Below are 13094 nucleotides of genomic sequence, written 5' to 3'. Positions count from 1 at the left end.
CAGTGGCGCGTTGCCGTCAGTTGATGTGCAAGCGTCGACGCAGGTCGCGCAAGGCAAAGCTGATCCACGGCCAGAGCAAGGCGCTGATCACCGCCGACCAGACCAGCGCCAGGGTGGGCAGGCGGTTGCCGGTCAGTGCACTGAGCCACAGCTGGATCAACTGGGCGATACCAAAGATCACCAGAATGACCAGGCTTTGCTGCCACATGGGGAACATGCGCAGACGCTGCTGCAGGGACAGCACCAAGAAGGTGATGAGGGTAAGGACCAGCGCATTCTGCCCCAGCAGCGTGCCATACAGCACGTCCTCGGCAAGGCCCAGCACGAATGCCGTGGTCATGCCGACCTTGTTCGGCACGGCAAGGGTCCAGAACGACACCAGCAAGGCCAGCCACATGGGCCGGAACACTTCCATGAACTGCGGCATGGGGGAAACGCTGAGCAGCAGGCCGATGGCGAACGTAAGCCAGATGACCCAGCCGTTATTGCGGCGTGATGCAGCCATCATTGCCTCCGGGGTTGAGCGGGTGCGGCCGGCGTGGCAGGTGCAGCAGACGGGGCTGCTGGCTGCGCGACCGGAGTGGCCGGTGCTGCCGGTGCTGCCGGCGTGACCGACGCGGCCGGCTGGCCGGCAGGTGCAGCGCCCTTGCGGTCAGCCTCTTCCTGGGCAATGGCGGCATCGGTGGCGCGCTGCTCCGGGCTACGCCGGTCACTGAACACCAGCAACATATAGCGGCTGCGGTTGAGCGCGGCGGTGGGGATGGCACGGACGATGGCAAAGGGCTGGCCGGAATCGTGGATCACTTCGTTGACCGTGGCCACCGGGTAGCCGGCAGGAAAGCGCTGCCCCATGCCGGAACTGACCAGCAGGTCGCCTTCCTTGATGTCGGCAGTGTCGGCCACGTGGCGCAACTCCAGGCGCTCCGGGTTGCCAGTGCCGCTGGCGATGGCTCGCAGACCGTTGCGGTTGACCTGCACCGGAATGCTGTGGGTGGTATCGGTCAGCAACAGCACCCGCGCGGTATAGGGCATCAACTCTACGACCTGGCCCATCAGGCCGCGGGCATCGAGCACCGGCTGGCCCAGGAACACACCATCACGCTCACCCTTGTTGATCAGAATGCGGTGGGTAAACGGGTTGGGGTCGACACCGATCAGCTCGGCCACTTCAACCTTTTCGTTGACCAGCGCCGAAGAATTGAGCAGCTCGCGCAGCCGCACGTTCTGCTCGGTCAGGGCCGCCAGCTTCTGCAGGCGCCCCTGCAGCAGCAGGGCTTCGGTCTTGAGCTTCTCGTTTTCGGCAATCAGCTCGGTGCGGCTACCGAACTGGCCGGCCACACCTTGCCAGGCACGCTGTGGCAAATCGGTGATCCAGTACGACTCCATCAGCACCAGGCCCATCTGGCTGCGCACAGGTTTGAGCACGTCGAAGCGCGCGTCGACAACCATCAACGCGACCGACATCACCACCAGAACGAGCAGGCGAACGCCCAGCGAAGGGCCCTTGGAGAAAAGCGGTTTAATGGGCCGTTCCTCGTGGACGACTCAGGAGGTCATTGGACATGGAACAACGCACCAGCCTGGTTGCGGGTTGACGGATACGGCGCCCAAACGGGCGCCAGCCCAGCGCATACAGGTAGCACTGTACGTACTACCTGTAAACCGGGCGCTCGTGAACAGCGAGCGGGATCACTCGCTGGAGAGCAGGTCCATCGCGTGCTTGTCCATCATCTCCAGGGCGCGACCGCCGCCACGGGCGACGCAGGTCAGCGGGTCCTCGGCGACGATCACCGGCAGGCCGGTTTCCTGGGCCAGCAGTTTGTCGAGGTCACGCAGCAGCGCACCACCACCGGTCAGCACCAGGCCGCGCTCGGCGATGTCCGAGGCAAGCTCCGGCGGCGATTGCTCGAGGGCGCTCTTGACCGCCTGGACGATGGTCGCCAGCGATTCCTGCAGCGCTTCGAGCACTTCGTTGGAGTTCAGGGTGAAGGCACGCGGTACACCTTCGGCCAGGTTACGACCACGCACGTCGACTTCACGTACTTCGCCACCTGGGTAGGCAGTACCGATTTCCTGCTTGATACGTTCGGCGGTGGATTCGCCGATCAAGCTGCCGTAGTTGCGGCGCACGTAGGTAACGATGGCTTCGTCGAAGCGGTCACCGCCAACGCGGACGGACTCGGCATAGACCACGCCGTTCAGCGAGATCAGGGCGATTTCAGTGGTACCGCCACCGATATCGACGACCATCGAACCGCGGGCCTCTTCAACCGGCAGGCCGGCACCGATGGCAGCGGCCATTGGCTCTTCGATCAGGAACACTTCACGGGCACCCGCACCGAGGGCCGACTCGCGGATGGCGCGGCGCTCGACCTGGGTCGACTTGCACGGCACGCAGATCAGCACGCGCGGGCTCGGCTGCAGGAAGCTGTTCTCGTGAACCTTGTTGATAAAATATTGCAACATTTTTTCGCAGACGCTGAAGTCGGCAATGACGCCGTCTTTCATCGGACGAATGGCTGCAATGTTGCCAGGCGTACGGCCCAGCATGCGTTTGGCTTCGGTACCGACGGCGACAACGCTTTTCTGGTTGCCATGGGTACGGATGGCAACAACCGAGGGCTCATTCAGGACGATACCGCGCTCACGCACGTAAATAAGGGTGTTGGCAGTACCCAGGTCGATAGAAAGATCGCTGGAAAACATGCCACGCAGTTTCTTGAACATGGGAAAGTGACCCTGGGGAAAGCGTGGGTAAAAAAGTGCGGCAAACTCTAACAATGGCAGGGATTTTGGGCAAGGAGCCAATATGTTAAATTGGCTGTTTTTCCGAGCACGCCAGCAGAATTTCGCGGCCGTTAGACCGCCAGAAAGCTGACATGTTCCTCACCGCGGACCCAAATTCCGTTCTTTGTTTCCCTTGGAGATCCTCATGGCGCTTGAACGCTGCGACGTGGAAAAGATCGCCCATCTGGCCCGCCTGGGCCTGAATGATGGCGAACTGCCACGCATTACCGACGCCCTGAACAGCATTCTCGGCCTGGTCGACCAGATGCAAGCGGTCGATACCACTGGCATCGAGCCCCTGGCCCACCCGCTGGAGGCCAGCCAGCGCCTGCGTCCTGACCAAGTCACCGAAAGCAACCAGCGCGATGCCTACCAGGCCATCGCGCCGTCGACCGAAAGCGGTCTGTACCTGGTTCCCAAAGTCATCGAGTAAGGGATAGAGCCTGCCATGCATCAATTGACCCTGGCCGAGATCGCCCGCGGACTCGCCGACAAATCGTTTTCTTCCGAAGAGCTGACCGGCGCACTGCTGGCGCGCATCAAACAGCTCGACCCGCAGATCAACAGCTTCATCAGCATCACCGACGACCTGGCCCTGGGCCAGGCGCGTGCCGCCGATGCCCGTCGCGCCGCTGGCGAAACCGGTGCGCTGCTGGGTGCACCGATCGCCCACAAAGACCTGTTCTGCACCAACGGCGTACGCACCAGCTGCGGCTCGAAGATGCTCGACAACTTCAAGGCGCCCTATGACGCCACCGTGGTCGCCAAGCTGGCCGAAGCCGGCATGGTCACCCTGGGCAAGACCAACATGGACGAGTTCGCCATGGGTTCGGCCAACGAATCCAGCCATTACGGCGCGGTGAAGAACCCGTGGAACCTCGAGCACGTTCCGGGCGGGTCGTCCGGTGGTTCGGCCGCTGCCGTGGCCGCGCGCCTGCTGCCCGCCACCACGGGCACCGACACCGGCGGCTCGATCCGCCAGCCAGCGGCACTGACCAACCTCACCGGCCTCAAGCCGACGTACGGTCGTGTGTCGCGCTGGGGTATGATTGCCTACGCCTCCAGCCTCGACCAGGGCGGCCCACTGGCCCGCACCGCCGAGGACTGCGCGCTGCTGCTGCAAGGTATGGCCGGTTTCGACGCCAAGGACTCCACCAGCATCGAAGAACCGGCGCCGGACTACAGCGCCAGCCTGAACGCTTCGCTGCAGGGCCTGCGCATCGGCCTGCCGAAAGAGTACTTCGGTGCCGGCCTCGACCCACGCATCGCCGACCTGGTCCAGGCCAGCGTCAAAGAGCTGGAAAAGCTCGGCGCAGTGGTCAAGGAAATCAGCCTGCCGAACATGCAGCATGCCATTCCGGCCTACTACGTGATCGCCCCGGCTGAAGCCTCTTCCAACCTGTCGCGTTTCGACGGCGTACGCTTCGGCTACCGCTGTGAAGAGCCCAAAGACCTCACCGACCTGTACAAGCGCTCACGCGGCGAAGGGTTCGGCGTTGAAGTACAGCGCCGCATCATGGTCGGTACCTACGCCCTGTCGGCCGGCTACTACGACGCCTATTACGTGAAGGCGCAGCAAATCCGCCGCCTGATCAAGAACGACTTCATGGCCGCCTTCAACGATGTCGACCTGATTCTCGGCCCGACCACGCCAAACCCGGCCTGGAAGCTTGGCGCCAAGAGCAGCGACCCGGTTGCCGCCTATCTCGAAGACGTCTACACCATCACCGCCAACCTGGCGGGCCTGCCTGGCCTGTCGATGCCTGCGGGCTTCGTCGACGGCCTGCCGGTCGGCGTGCAACTGCTGGCGCCGTACTTCCAGGAAGGCCGCCTGCTCAACGTCGCGCACCGCTACCAACAGGTGACCGACTGGCATACCCGCGCCCCCAACGGCTTCTGAGGAATTCACACATGCAATGGGAAGTTGTGATCGGGCTGGAAATCCACACTCAGCTCGCCACCCAGTCGAAGATCTTCTCCGGCAGCGCTACCACCTTTGGCTCCGAGCCGAATACTCAGGCCAGCCTGGTTGACCTGGGCATGCCCGGTGTACTGCCGGTGCTGAACGAGGAGGCCGTGCGCATGGCGTGCATGTTCGGCCTGGCCATCGATGCCGAAATCGGCAAGCGCAACGTGTTCGCACGCAAGAACTACTTCTACCCCGACCTGCCCAAGGGCTACCAGATCAGCCAGATGGACCTGCCGATCGTCGGCAAGGGCCACCTGGACATCGCGCTGGAAGACGGCACCATCAAGCGCATCGGCGTAACCCGCGCGCACCTGGAAGAAGACGCCGGCAAGAGCCTGCACGAAGACTTCAGCGGCTCCACCGGCATCGACCTGAACCGTGCCGGCACCCCGCTGCTGGAAATCGTCTCCGAGCCTGACATGCGCAGCGCCAAGGAAGCCGTGGCTTACGTCAAGGCAATCCACGCGCTGGTGCGCTACCTGGGCATCTGCGACGGCAACATGGCCGAAGGTTCGCTGCGCTGCGACTGCAACGTATCGATCCGCCCGAAAGGGCAGACCGAGTTCGGCACTCGCTGCGAAATCAAGAACGTCAACTCGTTCCGTTTCATCGAGCGCGCGATCAACAGCGAAATCCAGCGCCAGATCGACCTGATCGAAGACGGTGGCAAAGTCGTGCAGGAAACACGCCTGTACGACCCGAACAAGGACGAAACCCGCTCCATGCGCAGCAAAGAGGAAGCTAACGACTACCGTTACTTCCCCGACCCCGACCTGCTGCCGGTGGTCATCGAGGACAGCTTCCTCGAAACCATTCGCGCCGGCCTGCCGGAGCTGCCGCCACAGAAGGTCGAGCGCTTCCAGACTCAGTACGGTCTGTCGGCCTACGACGCCAACGTGTTGGCTTCCAGCCGCGAACAGGCTGACTACTTCGAAGAAGTGGTGAAAATTGGTGGTGATGCCAAGCTGGCGGCCAACTGGGTCATGGTCGAACTGGGTAGCCTGCTGAACAAGCTGGGTGTCGAAATCGATCAGGCGCCGGTCAGCGCTGCGCAACTGGGCGGCATGCTGCTGCGCATTCGTGACAACACCATCAGCGGCAAGATTGCCAAGACCGTGTTCGAGGCCATGGCCGCCGGTGAAGGCGATGCCGACAGCATCATCGAAAGCAAAGGCCTGAAACAGGTTACCGACACGGGTGCGATCGACAAGATGCTCGACGAAATGCTGGCAGCCAATGCCGAGCAGGTCGAACAATATCGCGCAGCCGATGAGGCCAAGCGCGGCAAGATGTTCGGCTTCTTCGTCGGTCAGGCCATGAAAGCCTCCAAAGGCAAGGCCAACCCGGGGCAGGTGAACCAATTGCTCAAGGCCAAGCTCGAAGGGTGATGGTTTTACCCCTGTAATGCTGCGAGGGCTTCGCCCTCGTTCGCGGCTGAAGCCGCTCCTACACAAACCAGTGTTTTCCCTGTAGGAGCGGGTTTACCCGCGAATGGTCGCACCGGAGAGCACCTGACTTGCTAAAACGATCCCTCGGCACCCTCGCCCTGTTTTCTTTTCTGGCCGGCTGCGCCAGCCATGACATCGACCCGCGCGGCTACGACCAGACGGGCACCGCTTCCTACTACGGCTCGCGCCACCATGGCAAACGCACCGCCAGTGGCGAACCGTTCAACCAGCACGGCCTTACCGCCGCCCACCGCAGCCTGCCCTTCGGTACACGTGTACGGGTGACCAACATGGCCAACCAGCGCAGCGTGGTGGTACGCATCAACGACCGTGGCCCGCACACCCGCGGCCGCCTGATCGACCTGTCTCGCGCCGCAGCAGAAAAAATCGGTATGCTCCGTAGCGGAACAGCGCGCGTGCGCGTACAAGGGCTTAGCGACTGACGCGACAGGAGTCCGACCATTTTCGACCTGGCCACCCTCCCCACTTTTAGCCTGCTGCAAATGGGCGTTGCCCTGCTGTTGCTGATCGGTGGCGCCGAGCTACTGGTGCGCTCCGCCTTGCGCCTGGCGCAGCGCCTGCACGTTCGCCCGCTGATCATAGGCCTGAGCCTGGTGGCCTTCGGCAGTACCGCGCCACAATTGACCGTAAGCCTGCAGGCCGCCTACCAAGGGGCGCCGGATGTGGCAGTAGGCAGCGTGATCGGCAGCAACATCTTCAACGTGCTGGTCATTCTCGGCCTGGCCGCGCTGATCATCCCGCTACGGGTGTCACGCCAGCTGGTGCGCCTGGACATTCCCTTGATGATCCTTGCCAGCGGGCTGGTGTATGCACTGTCCGCCAATGCTCACCTGGGCAGGGTTGAAGGGGCACTGCTATTGCTGGGGCTGGCCGGTTACCTGGCAATGCTCTGGCATCAGTCGCGCCATTACGCACGCACCTACCCGGCCCCGGACGCCGCCAGGTCCGGAGCCGGGCGCTTCTGGTCAGGTACGCTGCTGCAGATACTGGTCGGCCTTGGCCTGCTGAGCCTGGCGGGCCACTTGCTACTGGAAGCTGCCATCGAGGTGGCCACCGACCTGGGCCTGTCCGAGCGTATTATCGGCCTGACGGTCGTCGCCATCTGCACCTCCCTGCCGGAACTGGCCGCTGCGCTGATCGCCGCCTTGCGTGGCGAACGGGAGATCGCCGTGGGCACGGTGATCGGCAGCAACCTGTTCAACCTGCTGGCCGTACTGGGCCTGACCGCACTGATCACCCCGGAACCCCTGTCGATCTCGCCTAACGCGCTGTCTTTCGATCTGCCTGTAATGCTCGGCGTTGCTGTCCTGAGCCTGCCAGTGTTCTATTCCGGTTACCGCATCACTCGCGCAGAAGGCCTGGTGTTTCTTTGCCTGTACCTGGCCTACGGCCTTCATGTGGCGGCTTTTACCATGGGTATGCCGCTGGCTGGCCGCCTGGAGCGATTGATGCTGTTCTATGTACTGCCGGTGCTCGCTACGGTGTTGCTGTACACCACTGTGCGTGCCTGGCGGAGGCAGCATTGAGGGGCATGGAAGGGGAACACGTCAGGGCCGCCAGACGCATGCCTTTAGGCTTTCATCGCCTGTGAGATCGAGCGCCGCCCGCGCGGCGCTCGATCTCACAGGCGCCGAAAATCTAACGGCATACCCCTTACGAACAAACCCGATCAGCCCTTGGCCTGGCGAGCCTTCTTCAGCTTGAAGGCCACCCACAGCACAGCGATCCATGCCGGGATCAGCATTACCGAGATGCGAATCGGCGGCGTCAGGTACATCACCACCAGGATCAGCACGATGAACGCCAGGCACAGGTAGTTGGTCAGTGGGTGCCCCAGGCTTTTGTAGAAGGGGGTGATCCCGGCGGCCAGCTTGGCCTTGCGGAATTTGAGGTGGGTAATGCTGATGCTCGCCCAGTTGATCACCAACGCGGACACTGCCAACGCCATCAGCAAGCCAAAGGCCCCGCCCGGCATCAGGTAATTGATCAGCACGCACAGGCCGGTCGCAAAGGCCGACACGGCCAGCGCGGTCAGCGGTACGCCGCTACGGCTCACCTTCAGCAACTGACGCGGCGCATCGCCCTGGCTGGCCAGGCCGAACAGCATACGGCTATTGGCGTACACACAGCTGTTGTACACCGAGAGCGCAGCCGTCAACACCACGATATTGAGGATGGTCGCCACCAGGTCGCTGTCCAGTTCGTGGAAGATCATCACGAACGGGCTGCCGCCTTGCACCACCTTCTGCCAAGGGTACAGCGACAACAGCACTGCCAAGGCACCGATGTAGAAAATCAGGATACGGTACACCACCTGGTTGGTGGCCTTGGGGATGCTCTGGCGCGGGTTGTCAGCCTCGGCAGCCGTGATGCCGACCAACTCCAGGCCACCGAACGAGAACATGATCACTGCCAGGGCCATTACCAGACCCGTGACGCCGTTAGGGAAGAAGCCGCCGTACTGCCACAGGTTGGCCACGCTGGCATCCGGGCCACCATGACCGCTGCCCAGCAACCAGGCACCAAAGCCGATCATACTGACGATGGCTACTACCTTGACCAAAGCGAACCAGAACTCCATCTCGCCATAGACCTTTACCTGGGTCAGGTTGATCAGGTTGATCACCACGAAGAAGATCGCCGCCGTGGCCCAGGTGGGGAAGTCCGGCCACCAGTACTGCACGTAGATACCGACCGCCGTCAGCTCGGCCATGCCGACCAGCACGTACACCACCCAGTAATTCCAGCCTGAGACAAAGCCGGCGAACTCGCTCCAGTATTGGTGGGCGAAGTGGCTGAAGCTGCCGGCGACCGGCTCTTCCACCACCATTTCGCCCAGCTGGCGCATGATCAGGAAGGCCATCAGGCCGGCGATGGCGTAGCCCAGCAACACGGAGGGGCCGGCCAACTGGATGGTCTGGGCAATGCCCAGGAACAACCCGGTACCGATGGCCCCGCCCAGCGCGATCAGCTGGATATGGCGATTCTTCAGCCCGCGCTGTAACCGCTCGGGCGTGCTCTGGTCTTGCATGAAGTGTCCTTTAGCTCAGTGAGGCAGTGTTGTTTCTGTTATTTGCAGTCAAGGATCTAGATCCATCCGCCCCACTGCAAGATGAAAATACCAATGTTGGTGGTGATCGCCGCCATTAGCGTGGTAATCACGATGATCGACGCGGCCAGTTCATGATTGCCGTTGGCCGCCCGCGCCATCACGTAGCTGGCCGCAGCGGTCGGGCTGCCTATGTACAGGAACAGGATGCCCAGCTCCGCCCCGCGAAACCCGCACAACCAGGCCCCAAGGGTGCCGAGCAGCGGCAGCCAGAGCATTTTCACGAGGCTGGCATCGATGGCCAGCCGGCCACAGTTACGCAGCGCTGCCAGCGACAGCGTGCCACCGATACAGATCAGCGCCAGCGGCAGGGTCATCTGTGCCAGGTAGTCGCCTGAGGTCAGCAGCCAGTTGGGCAACGGCACCTGGCCGTAAGCCATCGGCGCGGCCACCAGCACGCTGATGATCAGCGGGTTGCTGAAAATGCTCTTGCAGATGCTCCACGGATCGGACTTGAGGTCCGGGCTGTACACCGCCAGTACCACCGCTGACAGCGAGTTGTACATGAGGATGACCAGGCCTGCGAGCACCGCCCCCAGGGAAATGCCATAGTCACCGTACAGGCTGGCGGCCAGGGCCAGGCCGATCACACCGTTGTTGCCGCGGAAGGCGCCCTGGGTATAGATACCTCGGTCGGCCATCGGGCTGCGCCAGATGGCCATGCCCCAGGCAATGGCGAAACCGGCCAGGGTGGCGACGATGAAATACAGGATGACACCGGGCTTGACCGCTGCGGCCAGGTCGGCGTGGTAGATGCCGAGAAAGAGCAGCGCCGGCATGCAGACGTTGAATACCAGCTGCGAGGCGACGCGGTTGAAGTTGTCGTCGATCAAGTGAATGCGTTTGAGCAGGACGCCCATGAACAGCATGGCGAAAACCGGTGCCGTGATGTTCAGGGTCTGGATAAGAAGGGCGAGCATGCGCAAGCGATCCTGGAGGGGTTGCCGTCAGGCGGCCAATGATACGTCAACGGCTGGGATTTGCGGGGATCAAGCGCGATAAAAGGACATGTCTTTCAGGTTTTCTGCTGCCAGTACCGGCCGCTTTGCACCTAACCCCGCCCCCACAGGTACCACGCCGCGGCTCATCGGTTCACACAAACCTGTCAGCCATTCATGACAAACCCGCAGCAACCCACGCCTTGTTCAGCCGCTTCTCCCGTGCCGACGCCGCCAGCGCCATCACCCCTTGGTCACGCTGCCAGATGTGCGCCCAATGCCCCGGCCCTGTCGCCAACGCCGCATCGATCTCCCCCCGCAACGCCTGGAACTGTGCAAACAACCCGCCCAGCAACAAGTGACAACCCATGCTATCGGCACACTGCCGGCTACCCTCGGCGCAGCCGGCCAACAGCCCAAGCAACTGCAGGCGAAGCCCCTGCGGCCAGGCGCACTCCTGCCCAACGCCATACAACCAAGCGGTCAGCGCCGTGAGCACATACAAATCCTCCAGCGAACGGAACGGCTTCACGTAGGCATCCCAGCCGTCACCGGCCAGCAACTCGCACGATGCCTGCTCCAGCAGCAGTCGGCCGTGCCCGACTTCCGGCATCAGCGGCAGGGTCGGCAATGGCTCCAGTGTCACCCCCGGCTCCCCGGGGTAGACCACCGCCAGGCTCAGTTGCGGCGCCGCGCCAGCCGCTTCGCTACGCGCCGCCACCAGCAACCACTCCGCCTCCAGGCCTGCGGTAACGAAGTCTTTGCAGCCCGACAGCCGCAGAGCGTCCAGCCGTGTGTGCATGTCTGCTGGCCGCACGCTGCGCCGCTCGGTGGCACACAAGGCGCCAAGGCTGTGCGGCGCACTGGGCCACAGCACGCGAAGGGCAGCCTGGTATCCCACCAGGAAGGCCAGGCCCGGGGTGGCCATTGCACGCCCACCCAGTACCGCCAATTCGAACGGGGCAACCGGGCCGAGGCGCTCAAGCAGGGCGGCGTAGGTTTCGCCCAGGGTGCCTGTCGGCGCGAGACGAAGCGGATCGTTGAGTCGTTGCAACCAGGCCATGGAACAGCTCCTTGCTGGAGGGCTTTCAGTTAAGGCTCAGGGTGTGTCACGCAAGCATCACCAAACATTCACAGGGGTGACACTGGGTCTACCTAGGCTGACTTTGCACAACAAAGCCGACCGGCCGCAACCCTTCTTGGCTGGCTTATGGAGACCTCGTAATGACTCGGATCGCTACCGCTGGCGACTACAGCACCGAACGCCGTCTGCAAGCCGAACGCCTGGTTGGCGCCGCGGCGCTGCAAGAAGCCCAGGCTCTGCGCTACACCGTATTCAGCGCAGAATTCAAGGCCAAGCTCAAAGGTGCCGAGCAGGGCCTGGACATGGACGACTACGACGTGCACTGCCGCCACATTGGTGTACGCGATATGAGCACCGGCGAACTGGTTGCCACCACCCGCCTGCTCGATCACCAGGCCGCCAGCAGCCTGGGCCGTTTCTACAGCGAAGAAGAATTCAGCCTGCACGGCCTGCTGCAGCTGCAAGGCCCGATCCTCGAACTGGGCCGTACCTGCGTCGCCCCCGACTACCGCAACGGCGGTACCATCGCCGTGCTTTGGGGCGAACTGGCCGAGGTGCTCAACGAGGGCCGCTACAGTTATCTGATGGGCTGCGCCAGTATCCCCATGCAGGACGGCGGCGTGCAGGCCCATGCAGTGATGCAGCGCCTGCGTGAACGTTACCTGTGCACCGAACACCTGCGTGCCGAGCCGAAGAACCCACTGCCGAAACTGGCCCTGCCCAATAACGTCATTGCCGAAATGCCCCCGCTGCTCAAGGCCTATATGCGCCTGGGCGCAAAGATTTGCGGCGAGCCATGCTGGGACGAGGATTTCCAGGTGGCAGACGTGTTCATCCTGCTCAAACGCGACGAGCTGTGCCCACGCTACGCCCGCCACTTCAAGGCGGCGGTCTGATGCCAAAGTTGCGGGTACTGGCCCGCCTCATCCGACTGCTGCTGGTGCTGGCGCAAGGCATGCTGATGGCCAGCATTATCGCCTTGGGCGAACGCTTGGGCTTCAAGGCGCCGATCGAACGGCGCCAGCGCTGGACCTGCCTGTTCATGAAGCGCCTGGTCGCCGCCCTGCCCTTCGACGTCAAGGTAGTTGGCGAACTTCCACAGCGACCGATGCTATGGGTCAGCAACCATGTTTCCTGGACCGACATCCCCCTGCTTGGCATGCTCACGCCGCTGTCTTTCCTGTCCAAGGCCGAAGTGCGCCACTGGCCGGTGGCCGGCTGGCTGGCGGAAAAGGCCGGCACGCTGTTCATTCGCCGTGGTGGTGGCGACAGTCAGCGCCTGCGCGAACAGATCGCCGGGCAACTGGGGCTGGCCCGCCCGCTGCTGATATTCCCCGAAGGCACCACTACCAGCGGCCGCACGTTGCGCACCTTTCATGGCCGCCTGCTGGCAGGTGCCATCGACCGTGGCGTGGCAGTGCAGCCAGTCGCTATCCAGTACCTGCGTGATGGCCAGATCGACCCGGTAGCGCCGTTCATTGGTGAGGACGACCTGGTGTCGCACCTGATGCGCCTGTTCGCCCTGCCGCGGGGCGAGGTGTGCATCCACCTGCTGCAGCCAATAGGTAGCGTGGGCAAGGAACGTGCGGTGCTGGCATTGCAGGCACAGCAGTCGATTCACCTGGCGCTGTTCGGGGTTGAAGACGCAGAGATGGCGCCACGTCGGCAGGCGCGGGCTGCCTGAATGCGTGTACTGCCTGTTCTGGCCCTTTCGCGGGTGAACCCGCTCCTACACCGA

General features: G+C 63.0%; 13 protein-coding genes. 7 read left to right on the top strand and 6 right to left on the bottom strand.

All coding sequences use genetic code 11. The features are described from left to right. Nucleotides 1-16: 16 nt before the first annotated feature. The 3 genes from mreD to mreB all read right to left on the bottom strand — a co-directional run bounded on the left by mreD (nt 17) and on the right by mreB (nt 2727). Nucleotides 17-505 (bottom strand): rod shape-determining protein MreD, encoded by a 489-nt coding sequence (mreD, locus tag ACF8Q6_RS04985; protein ID WP_003255161.1) that lies wholly within the window; start codon nt 503-505, stop codon nt 17-19. After that, on the bottom strand, nt 505-1464 hold the full coding sequence (mreC, locus tag ACF8Q6_RS04980) for a rod shape-determining protein MreC (protein ID WP_392493390.1): 960 nt from the start codon (nt 1462-1464) through the stop codon (nt 505-507). The genes mreD and mreC overlap by 1 nt, the downstream gene beginning before the upstream one ends. 225 nt (nt 1465-1689) lie before the next feature. Then, entirely contained in the window at nt 1690-2727 is a 1038-nt protein-coding gene (gene mreB / locus ACF8Q6_RS04975; protein WP_003255163.1) for a rod shape-determining protein MreB, read from the bottom strand. A 205-nt stretch (nt 2728-2932) separates the two neighbouring features. Here mreB and gatC point away from each other — a divergent pair, with 205 nt between their 5' ends. The 5 genes from gatC (at nt 2933) to ACF8Q6_RS04950 (ending at nt 7751) form a co-directional block, all read left to right on the top strand. Beyond that, nucleotides 2933-3220, top strand: coding sequence for an Asp-tRNA(Asn)/Glu-tRNA(Gln) amidotransferase subunit GatC (gatC, locus tag ACF8Q6_RS04970; RefSeq protein WP_003255165.1), 288 nt, complete (start codon nt 2933-2935; stop codon nt 3218-3220). Between the two features lie 15 nt (nt 3221-3235). Further along, a complete protein-coding gene (gene gatA, locus ACF8Q6_RS04965; protein WP_392493391.1) occupies nt 3236-4687 on the top strand; it encodes an Asp-tRNA(Asn)/Glu-tRNA(Gln) amidotransferase subunit GatA in 1452 nt (483 codons plus the stop codon). Between the two features lie 11 nt (nt 4688-4698). Further along, a complete protein-coding gene (gene gatB, locus ACF8Q6_RS04960) occupies nt 4699-6144 on the top strand; it encodes an Asp-tRNA(Asn)/Glu-tRNA(Gln) amidotransferase subunit GatB (RefSeq protein ID WP_003255169.1) in 1446 nt (481 codons plus the stop codon). Nucleotides 6145-6272: 128 nt separating this feature from the next. Further along, nucleotides 6273-6647 carry a septal ring lytic transglycosylase RlpA family protein gene (locus ACF8Q6_RS04955; protein ID WP_003255170.1) on the top strand — a complete coding sequence of 125 codons (375 nt, stop codon included), beginning with the start codon at nt 6273-6275 and terminating at the stop codon, nt 6645-6647. A gap of 60 nt (nt 6648-6707) precedes the next feature. Beyond that, on the top strand, nt 6708-7751 hold the full coding sequence (locus tag ACF8Q6_RS04950; protein ID WP_392493393.1) for a calcium/sodium antiporter: 1044 nt from the start codon (nt 6708-6710) through the stop codon (nt 7749-7751). Between the two features lie 143 nt (nt 7752-7894). Here the strand turns inward: ACF8Q6_RS04950 and ACF8Q6_RS04945 are convergent, their stop codons facing one another. From ACF8Q6_RS04945 to ACF8Q6_RS04935, 3 genes are all read right to left on the bottom strand, one after another. Next, on the bottom strand, nt 7895-9256 hold the full coding sequence (locus tag ACF8Q6_RS04945) for an amino acid permease (RefSeq protein WP_392493395.1): 1362 nt from the start codon (nt 9254-9256) through the stop codon (nt 7895-7897). Between the two features lie 56 nt (nt 9257-9312). Then, nucleotides 9313-10254, bottom strand: coding sequence for an AEC family transporter (locus ACF8Q6_RS04940; RefSeq protein WP_014589808.1), 942 nt, complete (start codon nt 10252-10254; stop codon nt 9313-9315). Between the two features lie 193 nt (nt 10255-10447). Continuing rightward, complete coding sequence (locus tag ACF8Q6_RS04935; RefSeq protein ID WP_003255174.1) at nt 10448-11335, bottom strand: hypothetical protein; 888 nt, start codon at nt 11333-11335, stop codon at nt 10448-10450. A 161-nt stretch (nt 11336-11496) separates the two neighbouring features. Between ACF8Q6_RS04935 and olsB the strand changes: the two genes are divergently transcribed. Together olsB and ACF8Q6_RS04925 are read left to right on the top strand one after the other, a co-directional pair. Next, nucleotides 11497-12252, top strand: coding sequence for an L-ornithine N(alpha)-acyltransferase (olsB, locus tag ACF8Q6_RS04930; RefSeq protein WP_012051301.1), 756 nt, complete (start codon nt 11497-11499; stop codon nt 12250-12252). Then, complete coding sequence (locus ACF8Q6_RS04925) at nt 12252-13040, top strand: lysophospholipid acyltransferase family protein (protein WP_324737435.1); 789 nt, start codon at nt 12252-12254, stop codon at nt 13038-13040. The genes olsB and ACF8Q6_RS04925 overlap by 1 nt, the downstream gene beginning before the upstream one ends. The last annotated feature ends 54 nt before the right edge of the window (nt 13041-13094 follow it).

This window comes from Pseudomonas sp. GLN_2 (assembly GCF_043106005.1).
In the GTDB taxonomy this organism is placed as follows: domain Bacteria; phylum Pseudomonadota; class Gammaproteobacteria; order Pseudomonadales; family Pseudomonadaceae; genus Aquipseudomonas; species Aquipseudomonas alloputida.
Note: the sequence above shows the minus strand (reverse complement) of the source record. Positions and strands in the feature narration are given on the sequence as shown.